At 74.5% G+C, this 24,518-nt stretch carries 22 protein-coding genes; 19 read left to right on the top strand and 3 right to left on the bottom strand.

Translation table 11 applies throughout. From position 1 onward, the window contains the following. Positions 1-256: 256 nt before the first annotated feature. From ACH4F6_RS22945 to ACH4F6_RS22920, 6 genes are all read left to right on the top strand, one after another. The gene (locus tag ACH4F6_RS22945; RefSeq protein WP_397962175.1) at positions 257-628 is read left to right on the top strand and encodes a holo-ACP synthase; all 372 of its coding nucleotides are present in this window, start codon (positions 257-259) and stop codon (positions 626-628) included. Between the two features lie 22 nt (positions 629-650). After that, complete coding sequence (locus tag ACH4F6_RS22940) at positions 651-2,084, top strand: NAD(P)H-hydrate dehydratase (RefSeq protein WP_397962174.1); 1,434 nt, start codon at positions 651-653, stop codon at positions 2,082-2,084. 480 nt (positions 2,085-2,564) lie between these two features. Beyond that, positions 2,565-3,740, top strand: coding sequence for an alanine racemase (gene alr, locus ACH4F6_RS22935; protein ID WP_397962173.1), 1,176 nt, complete (start codon positions 2,565-2,567; stop codon positions 3,738-3,740). 183 nt (positions 3,741-3,923) lie between these two features. Further along, positions 3,924-5,162, top strand: a complete 1,239-nt coding sequence (locus tag ACH4F6_RS22930; RefSeq protein WP_397962172.1) for an alpha/beta fold hydrolase — start codon at positions 3,924-3,926, stop codon at positions 5,160-5,162. Between the two features lie 91 nt (positions 5,163-5,253). Beyond that, positions 5,254-5,763 (top strand): tRNA (adenosine(37)-N6)-threonylcarbamoyltransferase complex ATPase subunit type 1 TsaE, encoded by a 510-nt coding sequence (gene tsaE, locus ACH4F6_RS22925; RefSeq protein WP_397962171.1) that lies wholly within the window; start codon positions 5,254-5,256, stop codon positions 5,761-5,763. A gap of 151 nt (positions 5,764-5,914) precedes the next feature. After that, a complete protein-coding gene (locus ACH4F6_RS22920) occupies positions 5,915-6,100 on the top strand; it encodes a hypothetical protein (RefSeq protein WP_397962170.1) in 186 nt (61 codons plus the stop codon). 120 nt (positions 6,101-6,220) lie between these two features. Here the strand turns inward: ACH4F6_RS22920 and ACH4F6_RS22915 are convergent, their stop codons facing one another. Beyond that, positions 6,221-6,769 (bottom strand): hypothetical protein, encoded by a 549-nt coding sequence (locus ACH4F6_RS22915; RefSeq protein ID WP_397962169.1) that lies wholly within the window; start codon positions 6,767-6,769, stop codon positions 6,221-6,223. Positions 6,770-6,925: 156 nt separating this feature from the next. Between ACH4F6_RS22915 and tsaB the strand changes: the two genes are divergently transcribed. Genes tsaB through ACH4F6_RS22895 form a run of 4 tightly spaced genes read left to right on the top strand, consistent with a single transcriptional unit; the run spans position 6,926 to position 9,524 of the window. Next, positions 6,926-7,579, top strand: coding sequence for a tRNA (adenosine(37)-N6)-threonylcarbamoyltransferase complex dimerization subunit type 1 TsaB (tsaB, locus tag ACH4F6_RS22910; RefSeq protein WP_397962168.1), 654 nt, complete (start codon positions 6,926-6,928; stop codon positions 7,577-7,579). A gap of 59 nt (positions 7,580-7,638) precedes the next feature. Next, positions 7,639-8,145 (top strand): ribosomal protein S18-alanine N-acetyltransferase, encoded by a 507-nt coding sequence (gene rimI / locus ACH4F6_RS22905; RefSeq protein WP_397962395.1) that lies wholly within the window; start codon positions 7,639-7,641, stop codon positions 8,143-8,145. Further along, on the top strand, positions 8,138-9,235 hold the full coding sequence (tsaD, locus tag ACH4F6_RS22900) for a tRNA (adenosine(37)-N6)-threonylcarbamoyltransferase complex transferase subunit TsaD (RefSeq protein WP_397962167.1): 1,098 nt from the start codon (positions 8,138-8,140) through the stop codon (positions 9,233-9,235). The genes rimI and tsaD overlap by 8 nt, the downstream gene beginning before the upstream one ends. 28 nt (positions 9,236-9,263) lie before the next feature. After that, positions 9,264-9,524, top strand: coding sequence for a hypothetical protein (locus ACH4F6_RS22895; protein WP_397962166.1), 261 nt, complete (start codon positions 9,264-9,266; stop codon positions 9,522-9,524). 485 nt (positions 9,525-10,009) lie between these two features. Here ACH4F6_RS22895 and ACH4F6_RS22890 read toward each other — a convergent pair whose 3' ends face one another. Next, positions 10,010-12,334 (bottom strand): glycoside hydrolase family 3 N-terminal domain-containing protein, encoded by a 2,325-nt coding sequence (locus tag ACH4F6_RS22890; RefSeq protein WP_397962165.1) that lies wholly within the window; start codon positions 12,332-12,334, stop codon positions 10,010-10,012. A 140-nt stretch (positions 12,335-12,474) separates the two neighbouring features. Between ACH4F6_RS22890 and ACH4F6_RS22885 the strand changes: the two genes are divergently transcribed. The 5 genes from ACH4F6_RS22885 (at position 12,475) to ACH4F6_RS22865 (ending at position 18,207) form a co-directional block, all read left to right on the top strand. Then, entirely contained in the window at positions 12,475-13,578 is a 1,104-nt protein-coding gene (locus tag ACH4F6_RS22885; RefSeq protein ID WP_397962164.1) for a LacI family DNA-binding transcriptional regulator, read from the top strand. A 199-nt stretch (positions 13,579-13,777) separates the two neighbouring features. After that, positions 13,778-15,121, top strand: coding sequence for an endo-1,4-beta-xylanase (locus tag ACH4F6_RS22880; RefSeq protein WP_397962394.1), 1,344 nt, complete (start codon positions 13,778-13,780; stop codon positions 15,119-15,121). Between the two features lie 109 nt (positions 15,122-15,230). Then, positions 15,231-16,292: an LCP family protein gene (locus ACH4F6_RS22875; protein ID WP_397962163.1), complete on the top strand. Its 1,062-nt coding sequence runs from the start codon at positions 15,231-15,233 to the stop codon at positions 16,290-16,292. Between the two features lie 156 nt (positions 16,293-16,448). After that, positions 16,449-16,805: a YciI family protein gene (locus ACH4F6_RS22870; protein WP_397962162.1), complete on the top strand. Its 357-nt coding sequence runs from the start codon at positions 16,449-16,451 to the stop codon at positions 16,803-16,805. A gap of 43 nt (positions 16,806-16,848) precedes the next feature. Beyond that, positions 16,849-18,207: an RNA polymerase sigma factor gene (locus tag ACH4F6_RS22865; protein ID WP_397962161.1), complete on the top strand. Its 1,359-nt coding sequence runs from the start codon at positions 16,849-16,851 to the stop codon at positions 18,205-18,207. Between the two features lie 302 nt (positions 18,208-18,509). Here ACH4F6_RS22865 and ACH4F6_RS22860 read toward each other — a convergent pair whose 3' ends face one another. Continuing rightward, positions 18,510-19,670 carry an SAM-dependent methyltransferase gene (locus tag ACH4F6_RS22860; protein WP_397962160.1) on the bottom strand — a complete coding sequence of 387 codons (1,161 nt, stop codon included), beginning with the start codon at positions 19,668-19,670 and terminating at the stop codon, positions 18,510-18,512. 102 nt (positions 19,671-19,772) lie between these two features. On the opposite strand from ACH4F6_RS22860, the gene ACH4F6_RS22855 reads away from it, so the two are divergent. From ACH4F6_RS22855 to groL, 4 genes are all read left to right on the top strand, one after another. Beyond that, entirely contained in the window at positions 19,773-20,705 is a 933-nt protein-coding gene (locus tag ACH4F6_RS22855) for a polysaccharide deacetylase family protein (RefSeq protein ID WP_397962159.1), read from the top strand. After that, the gene (locus ACH4F6_RS22850; RefSeq protein ID WP_397962158.1) at positions 20,702-21,538 is read left to right on the top strand and encodes a polysaccharide deacetylase family protein; all 837 of its coding nucleotides are present in this window, start codon (positions 20,702-20,704) and stop codon (positions 21,536-21,538) included. Before ACH4F6_RS22855 ends, ACH4F6_RS22850 begins: the two co-directional genes overlap by 4 nt. A gap of 446 nt (positions 21,539-21,984) precedes the next feature. Beyond that, entirely contained in the window at positions 21,985-22,293 is a 309-nt protein-coding gene (groES, locus tag ACH4F6_RS22845) for a co-chaperone GroES (RefSeq protein ID WP_039652762.1), read from the top strand. 117 nt (positions 22,294-22,410) lie between these two features. Next, positions 22,411-24,036, top strand: coding sequence for a chaperonin GroEL (gene groL / locus ACH4F6_RS22840; RefSeq protein ID WP_397962157.1), 1,626 nt, complete (start codon positions 22,411-22,413; stop codon positions 24,034-24,036). Positions 24,037-24,518: the final 482 nt, after the last annotated feature.

Here is a 24,518-nt window from a genome sequence, read left to right as displayed (position 1 = left end):
GGGCGCGCGGCAGGCAGGTGTGTGACTGCTGTGCTGAAGTGATCAAGTCGCCGCAGGCTAGCAGTCGGCGGTGACAGCGGGGGCCGGGGGCGGCGGGCCGGCCCCGGTGGTGGGGGCGGCGGGCTCGGGGAGCGGCCGGAGCCGCGCCGTACTGCCGAGAGGGTGGTCAACCGTCCGAGCGCGGACGTTTGTTCGCTCTCGTGCGGGGTCCGGCACTGCCGGGACCGCGGTGACTCCCGCTCCGTAAGGTGCTCGCATGAGCATCATCGGGGTCGGTATCGACGTGGCCGAGATCGAGCGGTTCGCGGCGTCGCTGGAGCGGACGCCCGCCTTGGCGCAGCGGCTGTTCGTGGAGCGCGAGTTGCTGTTGCCGAGCGGGGAGCGCAGGGGGGTGGCCTCGCTGGCGGTGCGGTTCGCGGCGAAGGAGGCGGTGGCCAAGGCGCTGGGGGCGCCCGCGGGGCTGCTGTGGACCGACGCGGAGGTGTACGTGGAGGACAGCGGGCAGCCGCGGCTGCGGGTGCGGGGCACGGTCGCCGCACGGGCCGCCGAACTCGGCGTGCGGGCCTGGCACGTGTCGTTGAGTCACGACGCCGGGGTGGCCTCGGCGGTGGTGGTGGCGGAGGGGTAGGAGCGGGGGTAGGGGTAATCCCATGCGTACTGCCTACAGTGTGGACACGGTCAGGGCCGCCGAGCGGGAGCTGATGGCCCGGCTTCCGGAAGGCGCGCTGATGCAGCGGGCCGCCGCCGGGCTCGCCGCCGCCTGCGCGGAGTTGTCGGGGCGGGTGTACGGGAGCCGGGTCGTGCTGCTGGTCGGCAGCGGGGACAACGGCGGGGACGCCCTGTACGCCGGGGCGCGGCTCGCCCGGCGCGGGGCCGGGGTGAGCGCCGTGCTGCTCACACCCGAACGGGCCCACGCCGGAGGGCTCGCGGCGCTGCGGCGGGCGGGCGGCCGCACGGTCGCGCCGGACGCGGCCGGGGAGGTGCTGCGGCGGGCCGACCTCGTCGTCGACGGCATCGTCGGGATCGGCGGGCGGGGCGGGCTGCGCAAGGACGCCGCCGCGCTGGCGGAGCTGGTCGCCGCGTCGGGGGCCGCCGTGGTGGCGGTCGACCTGCCGAGCGGGGTGGAGGCCGACACCGGGGAGGTGCGCGGGGACGTCCTGCGGGCCGACCTCACCGTCACCTTCGGCGCCCACAAGCCGGGGCTGCTGATCGATCCGGCGCGGGAGCACGCCGGGTCGGTGCGGCTGGTCGACATCGGGCTGGAGCTGCCCGGGGAGCCCGAGCTGGAGGCGTTGCAGCACGCCGACGTGGCGGCGCTGCTGCCGGTGCCGGCGGCGGAGAGCGACAAGTACCGGCGCGGGGTCGTCGGTGTCGCCGCCGGGTCCGCCCGGTATCCGGGGGCGGCCGTGCTGGCGGTGGCGGGAGCGCTGCGCGGCGGGGCCGGAGCGGTGCGGTACGTCGGTCCCGCCGGGGACGCGGTCATCGCGCGGTTCCCCGAGACCCTCGTCTCCGACCAGGGCCCCCGGCAGGCGGGCCGGGTGCAGGCGTGGGTCGTCGGGCCGGGGATCGGCGACGACGCCGGCACGGTGGCGGAGGTGCTGGCGGCGGGCGTGCCGGTGCTGATCGACGCGGACGCGCTGCGGCTGGCGGAGACGGAGGCCGTGCGGGGACGCACGGCGCCGACGCTGATGACTCCGCACGCGGGGGAGGCCGCCGCGCTGCTGGGCGTGGCGCGGGAGGAGGTCGAGGCGGGCCGGCTGGCCGCGGTGCGGGAGCTGGCGGCGCGGTACCGGGCGACGGTGCTGCTGAAGGGCTCGACGACGCTGGTCGCGGACGCGGCGGGCGGAGCCGTGCGGGTGAACGCCACCGGCACGTCGTGGCTGGCCACGGCCGGGAGCGGGGACGTGCTGTCCGGGCTGGTGGGGTCGTTGCTGGCGGCGGGGCTGTCCGCGGTGGACGCGGGGAGCGCGGGCGCGTACCTGCACGGGCTGGCGGGGCGGTTCGCGGCCGGGGGCGCGCCGGTGGGGGCGCACGACGTGGCGGAGGCGGTGGCGAGGGCGTGGCGGGACGTCGTGCGGGGGTGAGCGGGGGGCGTGCCGCGTGAGCGGGATGTCGTGTCGGGGTGGGCGGGAGGTCACGCCGGGGGGTGCGGGATGTCGTGTCGGGGTGGGCGGGAGGTCACGCCGGGGGGTGCGGGATGTCGTGCCGGGGCGGACGGGAGGTCACGCCGCGTGAGCGGGATGTCGTACGGGGGGTGCGCGGGAGGTCGTGCGCGGGGTGTGCGCGATGTCACGCGCGGGTGAGGGGGTCGGCCGACGGACGCGGCTGAGGGGCCGGCCGGCGGACGCGGCTGAGGGGCCGGCCGGCGGACGGGGGCGAAGGGTGCGCGGAGGGGCGGGGCGAGGGGCCCCGCCCGTGCACGGAGGGGAAGGGCGAGGGGCCCGGCCGCCGTTCGCCGCCCCGTCCCGCCCCGCGCACGGCGGCCCGCCGCGTGCCGCGCGCGGAGCCCGGGGAGCGGGCCCGGCGCTCAGGGGGTTTCCGGGGCCTCTGAGACACTGGGCGCGATGAGTGAGACTGCACAGCCGACCGCCCACCCGTCGCGCGCCCGCGCCGAGATCGACCTGGCCGCGCTGCGGGCCAACGTGCGGACCCTGCGCGCCAAGGCGCCGGGCGCGGCGTTCATGGCCGTGGTGAAGGCCGACGCGTACGGCCACGGCGCGCTGCCGTGCGCCCGTGCCGCCGTCGAGGCCGGCGCCACCTGGCTCGGCACCGCCACGCCCGAGGAGGCGCTCGCGCTGCGCGCCGGGGACGGGCTGCCGGCGGACGTGCGGATCATGTGCTGGCTGTGGACGCCCGGCGGCCCCTGGCGGGAGGCGATCGAGAACGACCTCGACGTGTCCCTGAGCGGCATGTGGGCGCTGCGCGAGGCCGTCGACGCGGCCCGGCTCGCCGGGCGGCCCGCCCGGGTGCAGCTGAAGGCCGACACCGGCCTGGGGCGCAACGGCTGCCAGCCCGCCGACTGGCCCGAACTGGTCGCGCAGGCCCTGCGCGCCGAGAGCGAGGGGCTCGTCCGCGTCACCGGCCTGTGGTCCCACTTCGCCTGCGCCGACGAGCCCGGGCACCCGTCCGTCGCCGCCCAGCTCTCCCGCTTCCGCGAGATGGTCGCGTACGCCGAGCAGCAGGGCGTGCGGCCCGAGGTGCGGCACATCGCCAACTCGCCGGCCACGCTGACGCTCTCCGCGTCCCACTTCGACCTCGTCCGCCCGGGCATCGCCATGTACGGCGTCTCGCCCAGCCCCGAGGTCGGCGCCTCCGCCGACTTCGGACTGCGTCCGGTGATGACCCTCACGGCCTCCCTGGCGCTCGTGAAGAAGGTCCCCGGCGGGCACGGCGTGAGCTACGGCCACCACTACACGACCCTCGGCGAGACCACCCTCGGCCTGGTGCCCCTCGGGTACGCCGACGGCATCCCCCGGCACGCCTCCGGCACCGGCCCGGTGCTCGTCGGCGGCAAGTGGCGCACGGCCGCGGGGCGGATCGCGATGGACCAGTTCGTCGTCGACCTCGGCGGCGACGACCCCGGGACCGGCGCGGAAGCGGTGCTCTTCGGGCCCGGCGACCGCGGCGAGCCCACCGCCGAGGACTGGGCGCAGGCCGCGGGCACCATCGCGTACGAGATCGTCACGCGCATCGGAACGCGGGTTCCCCGCGTCCATGTGAACGAGGGACGAGACGGGTAACCCAGTCGCAGGGACGCCGCGGAGCGGGAGACCGCCGGGCGGCGTCCGAGGCAGGGCTTCACCCGGGTCACGTGAGCACCATCCGGCACAGCGTTACGTGAGCACCACACCGGCACAGCGTTACGTGAGCACCATCCGTCACAGCGTTCGAACGACCGGCGTCGGCCGAAGAGGGAGCGGTACGTGAGCGAGAGCAGTGCGGAGGCAGTGGCGAGCGCCGCCTCGGCGGCCGTCGTCGCCTCCGCGACGGGGGCGGCCGGAGGCTGGCGCCGGGCGACCGGTGTCGCCGGCGCCGCGATAGGCGTGATCGCCGCGGGCGCCGCGGCGGGAGTGGCCCTGGAGCGGATGACCGTCGGCCGCGGCATGCGCGCGAAGGCGCGCCTCGCCCTCGACGCGGCCGGCCCGTACGGCGCCCTGCGCGGCACCCCCGGCAGGGCCGTCGCCGACGACGGCACCGAGCTGTACTACGAGGTCGACGACGTGGAGCCGGAGGGCGGCCCGGCACCGCGGCGCCGGCGGCTCTTCGGCCGCAAGGCCCCCCTCCCGGTCACCGTCGTCTTCAGCCACGGCTACTGCCTCACCCAGGACTCCTGGCACTTCCAGCGCGCGGCCCTGCGCGGGGTCGTCCGGACCGTGCACTGGGACCAGCGCAGCCACGGCCGTTCCGCCCGCGGCGCCGCCCAGCTGCGGGACGGGGCGCCGGTCAGCATCGACCAGCTCGGGCGCGATCTGAGGGCCGTCATCGACGCGGCCGTCCCCGAGGGGCCGATCGTGCTCGTCGGGCACTCCATGGGCGGGATGACGGTGATGGCCCTGGCCGCGCAGTACCCCGAGCTGATCCGCGAGCGGGTCGTCGCCACCGCCCTCGTCGGCACCTCCTCGGGGCGGCTCGGCGAGGTCAACTTCGGTCTGCCGGTCGCGGGGGTCAACGTGGTGCGGCGGGTGCTCCCCGGCGTGCTGAAGGCGCTGGGGCAGCGCGCGGAGCTGGTGGAGAAGGGCCGGCGGGCCACCGCCGATCTCTTCGCCGGGGTCATCAAGCGGTACTCGTTCGCCTCCCGGGACGTCGACCCGGCCGTCGCCCGGTTCGCCGAGCGGATGATCGAGGGCACGCCCATCGACGTGGTCGCCGAGTTCTACCCGGCCTTCAACGACCACGACAAGACCGAGGCGCTCGCCTGCTTCCAGGGGATGCCGGTGCTGGTGCTGGCCGGGATCGGGGACCTGGTCACGCCCAGCGAGCACAGCGAGGCGATCGCCGACCTGCTGCCGGACGCCGAGCTGGTGCTCGTGCCGGACGCCGGTCACCTGGTGATGCTGGAGCACCCGGAAGTGGTCACCGACCGCCTCGCCGATCTGCTCGCCCGCGCCGGGGCGGTGCCGAGCACGGCTACCGTGGGTGGCTGTGACTCCGCCTCCTCCTGAGAGGCGGCTTCCGGCCCTTCGGCCGCGGTCCGGCCGGTCCGGACCGGCCCCGTGCGGGATGAGATCCGTGGACTACTGCGAGTGAGCGACGATGGAAGAGAACACGACGCGGCCTCCGGCCGAGACCGAGATGATCGTCAACTCCCCTGAACAGATGCGGGAGTTGGGTCGCCGTCTGGCCAAGCTGCTGCGCGCCGGCGACCTCGTGATGCTCAGCGGGGAGCTGGGCGCGGGCAAGACGACGCTGACGCGCGGGCTCGGCGAGGGGCTCGGGGTGCGCGGCGCGGTCACCTCCCCGACGTTCGTGATCGCCCGCGTCCACCCGTCCCTCGGGGGCGGTCCGCCGCTCGTCCACGTCGACGCGTACCGCCTGTCCGGCGGGCTCGACGAGATGGAGGACCTCGACCTCGACGTGTCGCTGCCCGACTCGGTGGTGGTCGTGGAGTGGGGCGAGGGCAAGGTCGAGGAGCTGACGGAGGAGCGGCTCCAGGTGCGGATCCACCGGGCCGTCGGCGACACGACCGACGAGGTGCGGCAGGTGACGGTCACCGGGCTGGGGGAGCGGTGGGCGTCGGCGGACCTGAGCGTGCTGGCGGCCTGAGCGCGCCGGGTGCCCCTCCGACGTTCGCATGAACGTTCCGACAAGACGTCGGCAAGATGTTGCGTTCGGCGTCCCGTGCGTGGTCACATGGTATCCAGTCCGTAGTTAGGTGTACCTAACCAGGGCCGCCCCGGCCCGCCAGGAGGCGTCCATGTCGGCCACCGATCACGAGGTCCAGCCGCGGTCGTCCGCACGCGCCGGGGTGTCCATGCGGGAGCTGCTGGCGTCCTGCGCGGCCGCCGAGGCCGTGTCCCGCCCGCCGCGCGCCCCCGAGCCCGAGCCGGTGTCCCGGCCCCGCGCCGCCGCCGAGCGGCCGCGGCACCGGGAAGCCGCGTAACCCCCCGCGGCCCGGCCGGCGCGGGCGCCGTGCGGGCGACCGCGCACGCCGGGCACCGGCCCGGTGAGCCGCGTACCCCCGCGCCGCCGCACGGTCGCGCCGCCCTGTCCCCGCACCGGGCTAACGGATCACGACGACCCGTTCCCCGATGGTCGCGAACAGCCACATCGCGTCGCCGTCGGCCCGTGACTCGCGGATCCCGCCCGTGCGCACCGCCGGGTCCGGCGTCCGTCGCGGGCCGCCCACGGCCGCGCTGAAGCCGACGACCACCCCGCCGACGCTCGCGAACCGCACCACGTGCTCGACGGGGACGCCGTCGGTGCCGGTGGTGGCGCGGGAGCGGGAGGTGACGACGTAGGCGCCCGGCGGCGGGTCGACGCTGCCCGGGGTGACCGTGAACGTCCGCCGGACCTTGCCGTTCTCCCCGACCAGCCACACCCGGTCGTCGTCCACCGAGTAGACGACGCGCTCCCCCGTGCCGGAGCCGGCCGGCAGGGCGGCCGGGTTCCTCCTGTCCCGGGGCGCCTTCGACGCGGCCGCGGAGGCGCTCGCGCGCGGCGCGCCGAACGCGTCCGGCGCGTTCGCCGACGCCTGGTGGGCGAGGAAGCCGATCGTGCCGACGGCCGCCGCGGTGAGTCCGGCCACGACCGTCGAGCTGCTGCCTGCCACCGGCGACCACTCCTTCGTCGTACCTGCCGCGCCGTACCCGTTTGTCGCACTTGGGTGGGGTACGCGGTGTTTCGCGTCCCGCGGTGACGTTAGCAGCCGGCAGTGCCCCGACCGGGACGGCCGGGCGCTCGGGCCGAGGAGCCGTAGGCTGTTTGCGTGCTCTTGCTCGCTCTGGATACCGCCACTCCCGCCGTGACCGTCGCCCTGCACGACGGCACGGACGTCATCGCCTCGTCGAGCCAGGTGGACGCGCGCCGCCACGGCGAGCTGCTGCTGCCGGCCGTCGACCGCCTCCTCGCCCAGGCGGGGAGGAGGCTCGACGCCGTCACCGGGATCGTCGTCGGCGTCGGCCCCGGCCCGTACACCGGGCTGCGCGTCGGTCTGATGACCGCCGACACCTTCGGCCTCGCGCTCGGCGTCCCCGTGCACGGCCTGTGCACCCTCGACGGCCTGGCCTACGCCGCCGACCTCGAGGGCCCCTTCGTCGTGGCCACCGACGCCCGCCGCAAGGAGGTCTACTGGGCGCGCTACGCCGACTCCCGCACCCGGCTCACGGACCCCGCCGTCGACCGCCCGGCCGACATCGCCGACCGGGTCGCCGGGCTGCCGGCCGTCGGCGCGGGCGCGCTGCTCTACCCCGACACCTTCCCGAAGGCGCACGAGCCGGAGCACGTGTCCGCCGCGGCCCTCGCCTCGCTGGCCGCCGAACGGCTCGCCGCCGGTGCGGAACTCCCCGCGCCGCGCCCGCTGTACCTGCGCCGGCCGGACGCCCAGGTGCCCAAGAACTACAAGGTGGTCACCCCCAAGTGACCGAGCCCGACACCCCCGCGGTCGACGCCCCCGCGCCCGACGGCCCGTCGCTGCGCGAGATGCGCTGGTGGGACATCGACCCCGTCCTCGAACTGGAGAAGGACCTCTTCCCCGAGGACGCCTGGTCGCGCGGCATGTTCTGGTCCGAGCTGGCGCACTCCCGAGGCCCCGAGGCGACCCGCCGCTACGTCGTGGCGGAGTCCGGCGGCCGGATCGTCGGCTACGCGGGCCTGGCCTCCTCCGGCGACCAGGCCGACGTGCAGACCATCGCGGTGGCCCGCGACCACCAGAGCACGGGCCTCGGCTCCCGCCTGCTCACCGACCTCCTGCGGGCGGCGACCGCGTTCGAGTGCTCCGAGGTCATGCTCGAGTGCCGCGTCGACAACGTCCGCGCCCAGCGGCTCTACGAGCGCTTCGGCTTCGCACCCATCGGCTTCCGGCGGGGCTACTACCAGCCGGGCAACGTGGACGCCCTGGTGATGCGCCTGACCATGGCCTCCGAGCCCTCCGAGGGCGGCGCCGCCGCCGAACCGACCTCAGCACAAGGAACCGAGATCAATGGCTGACGAACCTCTCGTCCTCGGCATCGAGACGTCCTGCGACGAGACCGGCGTCGGCATCGTCCGCGGCACCACGCTGCTGGCGGACGCCGTCGCCTCCAGCGTCGACGAGCACGCCCGCTTCGGCGGGGTCGTGCCCGAGGTGGCCAGCAGGGCCCACCTGGAGGCCATGGTCCCGACGATCGACCGGGCGCTGAAGGAGGCCGGCGTCACGGCCAGGGACCTCGACGGCGTGGCGGTGACGGCGGGCCCGGGCCTGGCGGGCGCGCTGCTGGTCGGCGTCTCGGCGGCGAAGGCGTACGCGTACGCGCTCGGCAAGCCGCTGTACGGCGTCAACCACCTCGCCTCCCACATCTGCGTGGACCAGCTGGAGCACGGCCCGCTGCCGGAGCCGACGATGGCGCTGCTGGTCTCCGGCGGCCACTCCTCCCTGCTGCTCTCCTCGGACATCACCTCCGACGTCCGCCCGATGGGCGCCACCATCGACGACGCGGCGGGGGAGGCCTTCGACAAGATCGCCCGGGTGCTGAACCTCGGGTTCCCGGGCGGTCCGGTCATCGACCGGTACGCCCGGGAGGGCGACCCGGCGGCGATCGCGTTCCCGCGCGGCCTGACCGGACCGCGCGATCCGGCGTACGACTTCTCCTTCTCCGGCCTGAAGACGGCGGTCGCCCGCTGGATCGAGGCGAAGCGGGCGGCCGGTGAGGACGTGCCGGTGCGCGACGTGGCGGCCTCCTTCCAGGAGGCGGTCGTGGACGTCCTGACCCGCAAGGCCGTACGGGCCTGCCGCGACGAGGGCGTCGACCACCTGATGATCGGCGGCGGCGTGGCCGCCAACTCCCGGCTGCGCGCGCTCGCCCAGGAGCGCTGCGAGGCGGCCGGCATCCGGCTGCGCGTCCCCCGGCCCAAGCTGTGCACGGACAACGGCGCGATGGTCGCCGCCCTGGGCGCGGAGATGGTCGCCCGGGGCCGGTCCGCGTCCGACTGGGACCTCTCGGCCGACTCGTCCCTCCCGGTGACCGACCCGCACGTCCCGGGGACCGGCCACGGACACGACCACGTGCACGAGGTCAGCAAGGACAACCTGTACTCGTGAAGGCGCCGAGGGTGCTGAGGGCCGCGTCATGACGGTCGCGCTGATGTGGGAGGCCCGGGCGGTCGAGGGGCGCGGGGAGGAGCTGCTGGCGTGGGTCCGGGGCCGACGGCTGCCCCGTGAGCCGCTGCGCCGGGAGGTCCTGCGCGCCCCGCAGGACCGGGTGCTGGTCATCACGTGGTGGGACGCGGCGTACGACGCCGACCTCCCCGAACTGCCCGAGCCCGACGGGGAGCTGGTGCGCCGGGCGGTGCACCGGTGGCGGTTCGAAGCGGTGGCGGACGAGGCCTGACCGGCGGCGGGCGGCACGCCCGCCCTCACCCGCTCCGCGCGTGACCGCGGGCGTGCCGCCCGCCGGGGGTCCCGCTCCGCGCAGCCGTGCGCGGCGGCGTGGCCGTCCGGCGCCGGGTCGTGGAGGGGAAGCGTCCGGGGCGGCCCCGGCCGTACCGCCGGACGCCCCTGAGCACGAGCCCCCGCGGAGGGTCCGCCCGCAGCCGGCCGCCGGGCCGCGAGCCGGCCGTGCGGCGTGCCTCCCGGCGGCGGCCGGCGCGTTGCGCACCCGCTGCCGGGCTCGCGGTCGGGCCCGCCGCCGGATCCGCTGTCGGGCTCGCGGTCGGGCCCGCCGCCGGATCCGCTGTCGGGCTCACGGGCGCACGCGCCGTCGGACTCGTCGTACCGCCGGCGTCCGCGAGGTGCCCCGCTGCCGCCGGACCGGGGCGCCCCCGAGGCCCGTACCGGCACGGCCCCGCCCGCTCGGGGAACCGTCCCGGCCGCTCCTCAGGTGTCCGACACCTCCGCCACCTCCGCCTCGCAGCGCAGCCGCCGGTCCGCCCCCAGGACCCGGACCGGCCCCGTCAGCCGTACCCGTGCCGTGTGCCGGGGCTCGGCGCTGGAGGCCGACAGCCGCAGTTCCAGGGCGCCCGGTTCCACCACCCGCCGCCCCCGGCGGTCCGTGAACGCCGACAGGTCGGCGTGGAAGCGGAAGGTCACCCGGCGGGCGTCCCCCGGGTCCAGCTCCAGGCGCCGGTAGCCGATCAGCCGTACGTCGGGACGGGTCACGCTGGCCACCGGGTCGTGCAGGTAGAGCTGGACGACCTCGGCGCCGGCCCGTGCGCCGGTGTTGCGGACGGTCACCGACACCTCGTACGAGCCGTCCGTCGGCACCTCCGGCTCCCCGGCGCCGTCCGAGAAGTCCTCCCAGGCGAAGTCCGTGTACGCGCGCCCGTGCCCGAACGGGTACAGCGGCGTCGGGTCCAGGTTGCTGACCTCCCCGGCCAGACCCAGCGGCGGCTGGAGGTACGTCCACGGCTGGCCGCCCGTCTCGCGCGGCACGCTCACGGGCAGCCGGCCCGAGGGGTTGACGCGGCCCGACAGCACCCCCGCGACCGCCGGACCCCCCTCCTCGCCGGGGAAGAAGGCCTGGACGACGGCACCCAGGCGGCCGTGCCAGCGGCCCAGGGCGTAGGGGCGGCCGGTGAGGAGCACCAGCACCACCGGGACGCCCGTGGCCACCAGGGCGTCCAGCAGCTCGCCCTGGACGCCCGGCAGGCGCAGGTCCGCCACGTCGCAGCCCTCGCCCGACGTGCCCCGGCCGAACAGGCCCGCCCGGTCGCCGAGGACGGCCACGCAGACGTCCGCCTCCGCGGCCCGCGTCACCGCCTCCTCGAAGCCGGTGACGTCCGGGTCGGAGACCGGGCAGCCCTCCGCGAACGTCACCTTGGCGTCGGGAAGCTCCGTCCGCAGGGCGTCCAGGAGCGTCGGGATCCCGATGCCCAGCTCCACCCCGGGGTGGTGGGTGAGGACGTGGGAGGGGAACGAGTAGCAGCCCAGCATCGCGAGCGCGTCCGCCGCCCTGGGGCCCACCACGGCGATCCGGCTGTCCGGCGACAGCGGGAGCAGGCCGTCCGGGTTGTCCAGCAGGACCACCGACTCCTCCGCCAGCCGGCGGGCCACGGCCCGGTTGGCCGCCGAGTCGAGGTCGACGGCGTCCCGCCCGGCGGGTTCCGGCCGCCAGTCCTCGTCCAGGAGACCCAGCTCGCACTTCTGGAGCAGGACCCGGCGGGCCGCCCGGTCGACCAGGTCCTCGTCGACGAGCCCCTCGCGGACGGCGGCCACCAGCGTCTCGCCGTAGTACTTCACCGTCGGCAGTTCCACGTCGATGCCGGCCTCCAGGGCCAGCCGGGCCGTCTCCGCGGGGGTGCCGGCCACCCGGTGCAGCGTCTGGAGGAAACCGATGCCGAAGTAGTCGGCGACCACCGTGCCGGTGAAGCCCCACTCCTCGCGCAGCAGGCCGGTGAGCAGCTCCGGGTCCGCGGAGGCGGGGACCCCGTCCCGTTCGGTGTACGCGGCCATCACCGAGCGCGCCCCGCCCTCGCGCAGCGCCATCTCGAACGGCGGCAGCGTCACGTCCGCGAACTCGCGGGTGCCCGCCCGGACCGGGGCCAGGTTGCGGGCGCCCGCCGAGGAGGCGTACCCGGCGAAGTGCTTGAGGGTGGCGACGATCCCGGCCGACTCCAGGCCGCGCACATAGGCCGCGCCGACGGTGCCGACCAGGTAGGGGTCCTCGCCGATGGTCTCCTCGACCCGGCCCCAGCGCGGATCGCGCACGACGTCCAGGACGGGCGCGAGGCCCTGGTGGACGCCGACCGCGCGCAGGTCGCGGCCGATGCGCCGGGCCATCTCCTCCACCAGCGGCGGGTCGAAGGCGGCGCCCCAGGCGAGCGGGACCGGGTAGGCGGTGGCCCGCCAGGCGGTGAAGCCGGCCAGGCACTCCTCGTGCGCCACGGCCGGAATGCCGAAGCGGCCCGCCTCGGCGATCCGGCGCTGGGCGCGGGCCAGGGCGCGGGCGCCGAGCGCCGGGTCCACGGGGGCGGTGCCGAACGAGCGGGTCAGCTGGCCGAGCCCCCGGGTGATCAGCTCGTCCCAGTCATAGTCGGCGGTCATGTCGTGCTGGTGGGGGGCGACGCCCTCGCCGTCCGTCTCGGCGCCCACCCACACGCCGTACAGCTGGGCGGTCTTCTCCTCCAGGGTCATCCTGGCGAGGAGGTCGTCGACACGGGCGGCGGCGGGCAGGGCGGGGTCGCGCCAGGGGGCGGTGGTCATGAAACTCCTGTCAGAGGTCGGTGAGCCACCAGTGGGGAACCGAAGCGTACGAATGTTTCGAGCCGTACTTCGAATGTTCCGGGAACCTATGGCCCGGCGAGGGGTTCGTCAAGAGGTCGTGCGGGGATACGATCGCCGCCATGACACCCTCGGAGCCCGCTGACACGCGGACGGAAGACCGGCCGACGACCCCGGACGACGGGCCGAAGGCGCGGACCGACGCCAGGTCCGCGCAGACCGCGACGCTCGCGGAGATCGCCCGTGAGGCCGGTGTCTCGGCGCCGACTGTTTCGAAGGTCCTCAACGGCCGCGCCGACGTCGCCCCGGCCACCCGCACCCGCGTCGAGGAGCTGCTGCGCGCCCACGGCTACCGGCGCCGGCGGGCCGAGGCGACCCGTTCGCCCCTGATCGACCTGGTCTTCCACGAGCTGGAGAGCGCGTGGGCGATGGAGGTCATCCGCGGCGTCGAGAACGTGGCGCGGGACGCCGGGCTGAGCGTCGTGCTGAGCGAGAGCGCCGGGCGGCTCACGCCCGGACGGACCTGGGCCGACCAGGTCGCCGCCCGCCGCCCGCACGGCGTGGTGCTGGTGCTGTCCGGGCTCGACGAGTCCCAGCGCGCGCTGCTGACCAGCAGGTCCATCCCGTTCGTGGTGATGGACCCGGCGGGCGACCCGGGCGCGGACGTGCCGTCGATCGGCGCCACCAACTGGCAGGGCGGGCTCGCCGCCACCCGGCACCTGGTGGAGCTGGGGCACCGCCGGATCGGCGCGATCAGCGGGCCCCCGCAGATGATGTGCAGCCGGGCCCGCATCGACGGCTACCGCGCGGCCCTGGAGACGGCCGGGCTGCCGGTCGACCCCGCACTGGTCAAGACCGGCGACTTCCACCACGAGGCCGGCTACCGGCTCGGCCGCGAGCTGCTCGCCCGCCCCGACCGGCCCACCGCCGTCTTCGCCGGCAACGACCTGCAGGCCCTCGGTTTCTACGAGGCCGCCCGCGAGCTGGGCCTGCGCATTCCGGAGGACGTCAGCGTGGTCGGCTTCGACGACCTGCCGGTGGCCCGCTGGGTGGGCCCGCCGCTGACGACCGTGCGGCAGCCGCTCACGGAGATGGCCGAGGCGGCGGCCCGCCTGGTGCTGGAGCTGGGGCGGTCGCAGGAGGCGCCGGCGGCGACCCGGGTGGAGCTGGCCACCAGTCTGGTGGTGCGCGCGAGCACGGCTGCGCCGCCGTTGGCCGGAAGGTGACGTATTGACGGGTGGGGAGGACGCCTCCACACTCCTCCGAAGTCAATCGGTTACACAGCCGAAACTTTCGGAGGCCCCTATGAGAACCTCCCTCGCCCCCTTCACCTCCCGCACCTCGCGCACCTCCTTCACCTCCCGACCATCCGGCACGTCCCGTACGCCGGGAACCGTCCGGATCCCGGGTCCCTCCAGGGCGCCGCTGCGTGTGCGACTCGCCGCCCTGCTCGCCGGAGCGGCCGCCGTCGGCGCCCTGGTCACCGCCGGCACCACGACCGCCCACGCCGCCGACACCCCGCTGCGCGACCTCGCCGCCGCCAAGGGCAGGGCCATGGGCACGGCGGTCACCGGCTCCAAGCTCACCGGGACCTACGGCGACATCGCGGGACGGGAGTTCAACTGGCTCACCCCCGGCAACGCCATGAAGTGGGGCTCGGTCGAGCCGACCCAGGGGACCTTCGACTGGGCCGAGGCCGACCAGATCGTCGACTTCGCCGAGGCCCACGACCAGGACGTGCGCGGCCACACCCTGGTCTGGCACAGCCAGAACCCGAACTGGCTGACCGACGGCAGCTGGACGTCCGCCCGGCTCGGCACGCTGCTCCAGGACCACATCGCCACCGAGGTCGGCCGCTACAAGGGCCGGGTCGCCGCCTGGGACGTCGTCAACGAGCCCTTCGACGAGGACGGCACCTACCGCTCCACCCTCTGGTACGACGGCCTCGGCGCGGACTACATCGCGAGCGCCCTGACCTGGGCGCGGGCCGCCGACCCCGCCGCGAAGCTCTACATCAACGACTACAACGTCGAGGGCGTCAACGCCAAGAGCACGGCCCTGTACAACCTGGTCAAGTCGCTGAAGGAGCGAGGCGTCCCGATCGACGGCGTCGGCCTGCAGGCCCACCTGATCCTCGGTCAGGTGCCGTCCACCCTCCAGCAGAACATCCGGCGCTTCGCCGACCTGGGCGTCGACGTGGCGATCACCGAGCTGGACATCCGGATGCAACTGCCCTCGGACAGCGCGAAGCTCACCCAGCAGGCCGCCGACTACAAGGCGGTCATGAACGCCTGTCTGGCCGTGAGCCGCTGCACGGGCGTGACCGTCTGGGGCTTCACCGACTCCGACTCGTGGATCCCGAGCACCTTCCCGGGCCAGGGCGCGGCGACGCCGTACGACGAGAACTACGCGCCGAAACCGGCCTACCGCGCGATCGTCGAGGCGCTCGGCGGCACCACGACCCCGCCGCCCACGGGTGCGTGCACGGCGGCGTACAGCGTCACCAGCCAGTGGAACACCGGCTTCACCGGGCAGGTGCGGATCGCCTGCTCGGGGGCGGCGCTGTCCTCGTGGAAGGCGAGCTGGACCTACGGGGCGGGGCAGCGGATCACGCAGGCGTGGAACGCGGACTGCACCCAGTCGGGAGCGGCGGTCACCTGTTCCCACGCCTCGTACAACGGAACGGTTCCCGACGGCGGTTCGGTGACCTTCGGGTTCAACGGGACGTGGAGCGGGAGCAATCCGGTGCCGACGGTGACGCTGGGCTGAGGCCGCGGGTCCCCGGAGCCCGGCGCGCAGTCTGAGATCTTCCGAAGAAAACCGTCGAGGGACCCCGGTTTTAACAGTCCTCTCATATTTCCGGGCTGAGGTTCTCCCCGTGACGGGACACGACGCGGGCGGGCACGGGGACGGACGACGGGGCCGGCGGTCCGGAGCGCTCAAGGCCGTCGGCCTCGTCCTCGCGGGCGCCCTGGTGCTGGGCGCCGGGGCGGCGGGCTGGATGTACCGGCACCTGAACGACAACATCACGAGCGTCGACATCGACAACGCGCTCGGCGACGACCGTCCGGCGCGCGCGGTGACCACGCCGTCCCCGTCCGGCACGGCCTCCGCCGCCCCGCTGCCCACCGAGGCCGTCACCATCCTGGTCCTCGGCTCCGACTCGCGCAGCGGCGCGGAGAACCAGGAGCTCGGGGGCGGCGACAGCACCGGCGCCCGCTCCGACACCGCGATGGTGGTGCACGTCGACGCCGGCCGCACGGCCGCCACCATCGTCAGCATCCCGCGCGACACCCTCGTCACCCGCCCGTCCTGCCCGCTGCCCTCCGGCGGCTCGACGGCGGTGGCGTACGGCGCGATGTTCAACACCGCCTACTCCGTGGGCGGCCCGGTGTGCGCGGTCAAGACCGTCGAGTCGATGACGGACGTCCGCATGGACCACTTCGTCGAGGTCGACTTCGCGGGGTTCGCCGAGCTGGTGGACGCGCTCGGCGGGGTCACCGTCACCACGACCGAGGACATCGACGACGAGGACAGCCATCTGTGCCTCACGGCCGGCACCCACCACCTCGACGGCACCCGGGCCCTGGCGCTGGCCCGCACCCGGCACGGCATAGGCGACGGCAGCGACCTCGGCCGGATAGGCCTCCAGCAGACCCTGGTGAAGGCCCTGCTGGAGCAGATCTCCACCACCGACCTGCTGACCGGCCCCACCCGGCTCTACCAGGTCGCCGACGCGCTCACCGGCAGCCTCACCACCGACACCGGCCTGGACTCCCTCGCCGAGCTGACGGAACTCGGACAGAGCCTGAAGGGCCTGTCCGCCCAGCACGTCACGACCGTGACCCTGCCGGTGGTGACGGCGCCCTCGGACCCCAACCGGGTGGTGGCCGCGGAACCGGCGGCGAGCGACCTGTGGAAGTCGCTGAACCGGGGATGACCGAACCGGGCGCGTGGCGCGACGCCGCGTCGCCGACGGGGCCGCCGGAAAAAAATCCCGGGGAATCCCCCGCGGGGTGTCGATCCGGCCGGGCCCCGTTCGACGCAGGGGTGAGAGGCCGGGAGGAGCCCGGTCCACGACACCCGAGGAGTCACCGTGCCCCGCTACCTGTCGCTCATCCGGATCGACGAGAACGACGTGCCCGCCGGCGGCCCCAGCCCCGAGCTGATGCAGCGCATGGGCGAACTGATCGAGGAGATCACCAAGGCCGGCGTCATGCTCGACACCGCCGGGCTGCTCCCGACGGCGCAGGGCTCCCGCCTGCACCTGAAGGGCGGCGAGATCTCCTCCACCGACGGGCCCTTCACCGAGACCAAGGAGGTCATCGGCGGCTACGCGATCATGCAGTGCAGGGACAAGGCCGAGGCCCTCGAATGGGGCAAGCGCTTCCTCAAGGTGCACGGCGACGAGTGGACCCTGACCCTGGAGATCCGGGAGATCGAGGAAGGCTGACGTTCCTTTCCCCGAGGCCGCCCGGGGTGTTCGATGGTGGGCTGTGCGACAGCAGCCCACCACCGGCGCCCGGGCCACTCCCCGCGACGACCCCCGCGCCGCCGTCGAGACCGTCTTCCGCCTCGAGTCCCCGCGCGTCATCGCCGCCGTCGCCCGGGTCGTCCGGGACGTCGGCCTCGCCGAGGAACTGGCGCAGGACGCCCTGGTCGCCGCGCTGGAGCAGTGGCCGCGCGACGGGGTGCCCGACAACCCCGGAGCCTGGCTCACGGCCACCGCCAGGCACCGCGCCGTCGACCTGGTCCGGCGCCGGGAGACGTACGCCCGCAAGCTCGCGGAGATCGGCCGCGACCTCGAGACCACGGTGGCCCCGCCCGAGCCCGCCGCCGGCCACGACCCCGACGACATCGACGACGATCTCCTGCGCCTCGTCTTCACCGCCTGCCACCCGGTGCTGTCCGCGGACGCCCGCATCGCCCTCACCCTGCGTCTGCTCGGCGGCCTGACCACGGCCGAGATCGCCCGCGCCTTCCTGGTCCCGGAACCGACGGTCGCGCAGCGCATCGTCCGCGCCAAGCGCACCCTCGCCAGGCGGAACGTCCCCTTCGAGGTGCCGTACGGCCCCGACCGCGAGGCCCGGCTCGGCTCGGTCCTCGACGTCATCTACCTGGTCTTCAACGAGGGGTACGCGGCCACCGCGGGCGACGACCTGCTCCGCCCGGCCCTGTGCGAGGACGCCCTGCGCCTGTCCCGGCGGCTGGCCGCGCTGATGCCGAAGGAGCCCGAGGTCCACGGCCTCGCGGCGCTGCTGGAGTTCCAGGCGTCCCGCACGGCCGCCCGCACCGACTCCGAGGGCCGGCCCGTCCTCCTCCAGCACCAGAACCGCCGCCGCTGGAACCGCATGCTCATCGCCCGCGGCGTGGCCGCCCTGGCCCGCGCCGAGGCCGCCGCCTCCTCTCCCGGTCCCGCCCGAGCGGCGGGACCCCCGTACGGCGCGCCCGGCCCGTACGCCCTCCAGGCGGCCATCGCCGCCTGCCACGCGCGCGCGTACCGCTACGAGGACACGGACTGGCGGACCATCGCCCTCCTCTACGGTCTCCTGGCGGCCCGCACCGGCTCCGCGGTCGTCGAGCTCAACCGCGCCGTGGCGGTGTCCATGACGGAGGGCCCGGCCCCGGCCCTGGAGATCGTCGACGCCCTCGCCACCGACCCCGCCCTGCGCGACTACCACCTCCTGCCCAGCGTCCGCGGCGACCTGCTGCTGCGCCTGGGCCGTACGGCGGAGGCCCGGGCGGAGTTCACCCGGGCGGCCGGGCTGACCGCCAACGAACGCGAACGGACGCTGCTGCTGCACCGGGCGGAGCAGGCGGGGGACGGGCGCGGGGGCGGCGGGACGGGCGGGTGAGGGGAGGGGCGCGTGACGGGACGGGCGGGGTGCGCCGGTCGGGGCGGGCGGCCGGTGACCGGGCGGGACCGTCGGCCGGCGGGGCGAGGGGCCGTTGAGGCCGGGCCGCCGGTCGGCCGGGCGGATCGCCGGTCGGGGGCGCCGGCCGGTCAGGCCGAGGCGGCCGGCCGACCGGCGAGGTGGCCGACCGATGTGAGGTGGCCGGCCCCTCCGGCCGAAGGGGCCGGCCGGCCCGTCGGGGTCGTCGGCCGGGGAGGCGGGGCAGTCGCTCGGGCGTGATCGCCGGTCGGGGCCGGCGCCGGTCAGGCCGGGTGGCCGATCAGCATCGTCGGCGCCCCCGCCACCCGGGTCAGGAACACGGTCGCCGCGTTCGGCCCCTGCGGCTTGACCTTCCTGCGCAGCTCCTCCGGCTCCACCGCCGACCCCCGCTTCTTCACGGTCAGGATCCCCACCTCCCGCTCCCGCAGCAGGGCCCTGAGCCGCTTGACGTTGAAGGGGAGCTGGTCGGTGATCTCGTAGGCGGTGGCGTACGGGGTGGGCCGCGGCTCGTCGGCGGTGACGTAGGCGATGGTGGGGTCGATCAGTCCGCCCTCCACCTCGTGGGCGACCTCGGCGACCAGATGGGCCCGGATGACGGCGCCGTCGGGCTCGTAGAGCCAGCGGCCGAGGGGCCGGACGTCCGGGTTCGGCAGGCCGGTGCCGAGCAGGGTGCGCGGGCCGGGCAGCAGGGTCGCCCGTACCGCCCCCGGCGCCGTCCCGAACCACAGCACCGCCTCCTTCACGTCCCCGCCGTCGGAGATCCACTCGGCCTCCGCCTCGGCGGGGACCGCCTCGTGCGGTACGCCGGGCGCGATCTTCAGGGCGGCGCACCGGGCCCCGAGAGCCGCCCGCACGGCCCAGGAAAGGGGTGGTGAGTACGCCTCCGGGTCGAAGATCCGGCCCCGGCCGCCCCGCCTCGCGGGATCCACGAACACGGCGTCGTACCCGGCGGTGTCGACTCCGGTGACGTCGGCCTCGCGCACCTCGATCAGGTCGCTCAGTCCCAGCGCCCGCGCGTTCGCCCGTGCGGCCGCCGCCGTCGTCGGGTCGCGGTCCACGGCGAGGACCCGGATCCCGGCGCGGGCGAACGCGATGGCGTCGCCGCCGATCCCGCTGCACAGGTCGGCGACCGAGGTCACGCCCAGTTCCCGGAACCGTTCGGCCCGGTACGCCGCCACGCTCGCCCGGGTCGACTGCTCCACCCCGTTCGGCGTGAAGAACATCCGCCCGGCGTCCTCGGCCCCGAACTTGGCCGCCGCCCGCTGCCGCAGCCGGGCCTGACCGAGCGCGGCCGAGACCAGGCCGGCGGGATGGTCGCGGCGCAGCCGGGTGGCGACGGCGAGTTCGTCGGCCGGGGCGGTGCCGCGCACGGCGTCGAGGAGGGCACGGCCCTCGGGGGTGAGGAGGGGGGCGAGGTCGTTCACCGGCTCATTGTGGGCCAGTCGGGGGACGGTGCGCCTCCGGCCGCCGTACCGGGCGGGGTGTCGGACGGGGAGCCCGGAGCGCGGCTGCGAGGATCCGGCGCCATGGGATCAGTCGTACAAAACGATAAAAAGGCGGTACGGCGAGGGAGGATCCGGGGCGGGGTCGCCGTCCTCGCCCTGACGGCCATCGCGTCGGGCTGCGCGCAGGGCGGCGGCCCGGGCACCGCCGGCAGCCGTCCCGCCGCCGGCCAGGAGCCCGGAGGAACCCCGGCGGGCGCCTCGCGCTCGTACGCGGACAGGCTGCGCGCCGACCACGCGGAGCGGGTCGCGGCGGCGAGGCGCTGGGGCCTGGAGGAGGTCCCGCTGGTGCCCCCCGCACCTCCCGCGAGGAAGCCGCGCATCACCACCCGCGAGGGTTTCGAGGTCCGTGGCCACGAGGAGCAGGACCTGCCCCCGGTCTTCACCACCGTCCCCACCGAGCGGAAGGTCGTCTTCCTCACCATCGACGACGGCGCCGACAAGGACCCGGCGTTCCTGCGCATGATGAGCGAGCTGAAGATCCCGTACACCGCCTTCCTCAGCGACTACCTCATCAAGGACGACTACCGCTTCTTCGCGAGGATGCAGGCCGAGGGGGTGGGCCTGAACAACCACACCCTCCACCACCCCTATCTGCCGGGCCTGTCCTACCAGCGCCAGAAGCACGAGATCTGCGGCATGCAGGACGTGATCGAGGAGCGCTACGGCGAACGGCCCACCCTCTTCCGGCCGCCGTACGGCAACTACAACCGCGACACGCTGCGCGCCGCCAAGCGGTGCGGCGTCAAGCACGTTCCCCTCTGGAGCGAGGAGGTCTTCGTCGACCACTGGGAGTACCGCGAGTGGGACCGCGACCTCCACCCCGGCGACATCGTCCTGACCCACTTCCGCGGCCGGAACGACTGGAAGGGCTCGATGCCCGACATGATCCGCCGGTTCCTGAACAAGGTCACGCGGAAGGGGTACGCGGTGGCACGCCTGGAGGACTACCTGTGAGGAAGCGGGGGCCGGCGGCGGCCGCGGCCGCACTGCTGACGCTGGCGGCGCTGACCGGCTGCGCCCAGTCCGTCGACCCGATCGAACGGCTGGGCCGGAAGGCGGTGGAACGGGTCCGCCCGGACGCCCGGGAGTCCCGCCCGCTCCCGGCCCCGCCCGAGCGGACGGACACCCTTCGCCGCCGGGAACCGACGGCCCCCGCGTCCGCCCGCACCGCCCGTCCCCTGTCCGGCAGCCCCGCCCGGGCGGCGCTCCCGCCCGTCGTCGACCACGTCCCGACCCGCGACAGGGTCGTCTTCCTCACCTACGACGACGGCGCCGAACGCGACCCCCGTTTCGTCGACATGGTCCGCGAACTCCGCCTCCCGGTCAGCATGTTCCTCACGGACAGCGTGGCCGGCCCCGGCTACGGTCACTTCGCCCGGCTCCGGTCCGTCGGCGCGACCCTCCAGAACCACACCCTCGACCACGCGGCCCTGCGCGGCCTGCCCTACGCCGGCCAGCGCGCCGAGATCTGCGGCCAGCAGGACAAGCTCAGCGCCCGCTTCGGCGTGCGCCCCCGCCTCTTCCGCCCGCCCTACGGCGGGTACGACTCCACCACCCGGCGCGCCGCCGCCGACTGCGGCATCACCGCGATCGTGCTCTGGCGCGCCTCGATGGGCCCCGCCGAGCTCACCTACGCCCACGGCGCCCACCGCCTCCGCCCCGGAGACGTCATCGCCGTGGACCCGGACGAGTCCCCGGGCCCGACCCTGAGGGAGCGGACGGCACGGCTGCTGCGGCAGGTGCGGGAACAGGGGCTGACGGTGGGACGGCTGGAGGACTACCTGTAGGCGGTCGTCCTCCCGCCGGGAGCCGCCCCTCCCCGGGACCCCGCCGGCGGCACCTCGGGTCCGTCCGGCGGAACCTTCCGGGGAGGGCCGGCGAAACCAGCCCGTTCGGCGGAACCTCTTGACGAGGCCCCGTGGAATCAGCCCGTCCGGCGCTTGAGGACGAGGCCCGTCCAGGGCCGGAGCGGGGGCCCGGGGGCGGCGGCCCCCAGCCACGCCGACGCCGGGGGTCAGGACGCTCACGTCCACCGAAATTACGCCGACGCGCCGCGGGCATTGGCACTCCGCTTGACCGAGTGCTAACCCCGGTCATAGTCTCAGCCCTGGCACTCCCCACTGGAGAGTGCCAACAACGCGACGGGCAGGTCCGGCACCCGCGACGACGGATCGACCTGGTCGCCACCTCAGACAGTTAACCCCGTGAGATCTCCGAAGGGGGAGGTCGGATCGTGACGACCGCCAGCTCCAAGGTTGCCATCAAGCCGCTCGAGGACCGCATCGTGGTCCAGCCGCTCGACGCCGAGCAGACCACGGCCTCTGGCCTGGTCATCCCGGACACCGCGAAGGAGAAGCCCCAGGAGGGCGCCGTCCTCGCCGTGGGCCCGGGCCGCTTCGAGAACGGCGAGCGCCTGCCGCTCGACGTCAAGGTCGGCGACGTCGTCCTGTACAGCAAGTACGGCGGCACCGAGGTGAAGTACAACGGCGAGGAGTACCTCGTCCTCTCGGCTCGCGACGTCCTCGCGATCATCGAGAAGTAAGTCACCTCGAAGCACATTGCTTCGAACGCTGCGCCCCTGGCCCCCACGACCATTGATCAAGGGCGCCGGGGGCGCAGCGTCATTCCACCCCAGAATTCCGAGAGGGCTCCCGCTGTCATGGCGAAGATCCTGAAGTTCGACGAGGACGCCCGTCGCGCCCTCGAGCGCGGCGTCAACAAGCTGGCCGACACGGTCAAGGTGACGATCGGCCCCAAGGGCCGCAACGTCGTCATCGACAAGAAGTTCGGTGCCCCCACCATCACCAACGACGGTGTCACGATCGCCCGCGAGGTCGAGATCGAGGACCCGTACGAGAACCTCGGCGCGCAGCTGGTGAAGGAGGTGGCGACCAAGACCAACGACATCGCTGGTGACGGCACCACCACCGCCACGGTCCTGGCCCAGGCGCTGGTCCGCGAGGGCCTGAAGAACGTCGCCGCCGGCGCCTCCCCCGCGCTGCTGAAGAAGGGCATCGACGCCGCGGTCAAGGCCGTCTCCGACGACCTGCTCGCCTCGGCCCGCCCGATCGACGAGAAGTCCGACATCGCCGCCGTGGCCGCGCTGTCCGCCCAGGACCAGCAGGTCGGCGAGCTCATCGCCGAGGCGATGGACAAGGTCGGCAAGGACGGTGTCATCACCGTCGAGGAGTCCAACACCTTCGGCCTGGAGCTGGACTTCACCGAGGGCATGGCCTTCGACAAGGGCTACCTGTCGCCGTACTTCGTGACGGACCAGGAGCGCATGGAGGCCGTCCTGGAGGACCCCTACATCCTCATCAACCAGGGCAAGATCTCCTCCATCGCCGACCTGCTGCCGCTGCTGGAGAAGGTCATCCAGACCAACTCCTCCAAGCCGCTGCTGATCATCGCCGAGGACGTCGAGGGCGAGGCCCTCTCCACCCTCGTCGTCAACAAGATCCGCGGCACCTTCAACGCGGTCGCCGTCAAGGCCCCGGGCTTCGGTGACCGTCGCAAGGCGATGCTCCAGGACATGGCCACCCTCACCGGTGCCACCGTCATCTCCGAGGAGGTCGGCCTCAAGCTCGACCAGGTCGGCGTCGACGTGCTCGGCTCCGCCCGCCGCATCACCGTCACCAAGGACGACACCACCATCGTCGACGGCGCCGGCAACTCCGAGGACGTCCAGGGCCGCGTCGCCCAGATCAAGGCCGAGATCGAGAACACCGACTCCGACTGGGACCGCGAGAAGCTCCAGGAGCGCCTCGCGAAGCTGGCCGGCGGCGTGTGCGTGATCAAGGTCGGCGCCGCCACCGAGGTCGAGCTCAAGGAGAAGAAGCACCGTCTGGAGGACGCCATCTCCGCGACCCGCGCCGCGGTCGAGGAGGGCATCGTCTCCGGTGGTGGCTCCGCCCTGGTCCACGCCGTCAAGGTCCTCGAGGGCAACCTCGACAAGACCGGCGACGAGGCCACCGGTGTCTCCGTCGTCCGCCGCGCCGCCGTCGAGCCGCTGCGCTGGATCGCCGAGAACGCCGGCCTCGAGGGCTACGTCATCGTCTCCAAGGTCGCCGAGCTCGAGAAGGGCAACGGCTACAACGCCGCCACCGGCGAGTACACCGACCTGGTCAAGGCCGGCGTCATCGACCCGGTGAAGGTCACCCGCTCCGCCCTGGAGAACGCCGCCTCCATCGCCTCCCTCCTCCTCACGACCGAGACCCTGGTCGTCGAGAAGAAGGAAGAGGAGGAGCCCGCCGCGGCCGGCCACGGCCACGGCCACGCCCACTGACCCAGGTCAGCACACCGGCTCCGAGGCCCGGCACCCCGAAAGGGGCGCCGGGCCTTCGCCGTCGGCCGGCGCCCGCATGCGGCGAGCCGGCGAGAAACCGATTTCCACGGGAATTCATTTCGCAATTCAATTATGTGTGGTGAGGAGGGCGGCGAGGCCTCCGAACCGTTCCGGATCTCAGATCTTCCTCAAGATCATTGATTCGCGCTATTCCGCACCTGCAAGATCGTTGACGTCATACGGAAATCACCGCCGGCCGGCGGTGAATCCACTCACGACTCGGTCCGACCAGCCGAGTCGGTGGAACAGTGAGCTTCTTCGAGTGGGCCACTGATCGGGTGACGTCCGCGGAGCGCAACGAGCGAGGCCCCCGGGCAGTTGATCGAAATGTCTGACGTCTCAACCACACGGCTCGGGGGCCTCGTTGGTCATCTATCCTGCCGCACTCGACCTGCCGCATGCGCTCGTGGAGTGGGTGACCA

This window comes from Streptomyces sp. NPDC017936, from assembly GCF_044328485.1.
Lineage (GTDB): Bacteria > Actinomycetota > Actinomycetes > Streptomycetales > Streptomycetaceae > Streptomyces.
This window is presented reverse-complemented; position numbering and strand designations above follow the sequence as displayed.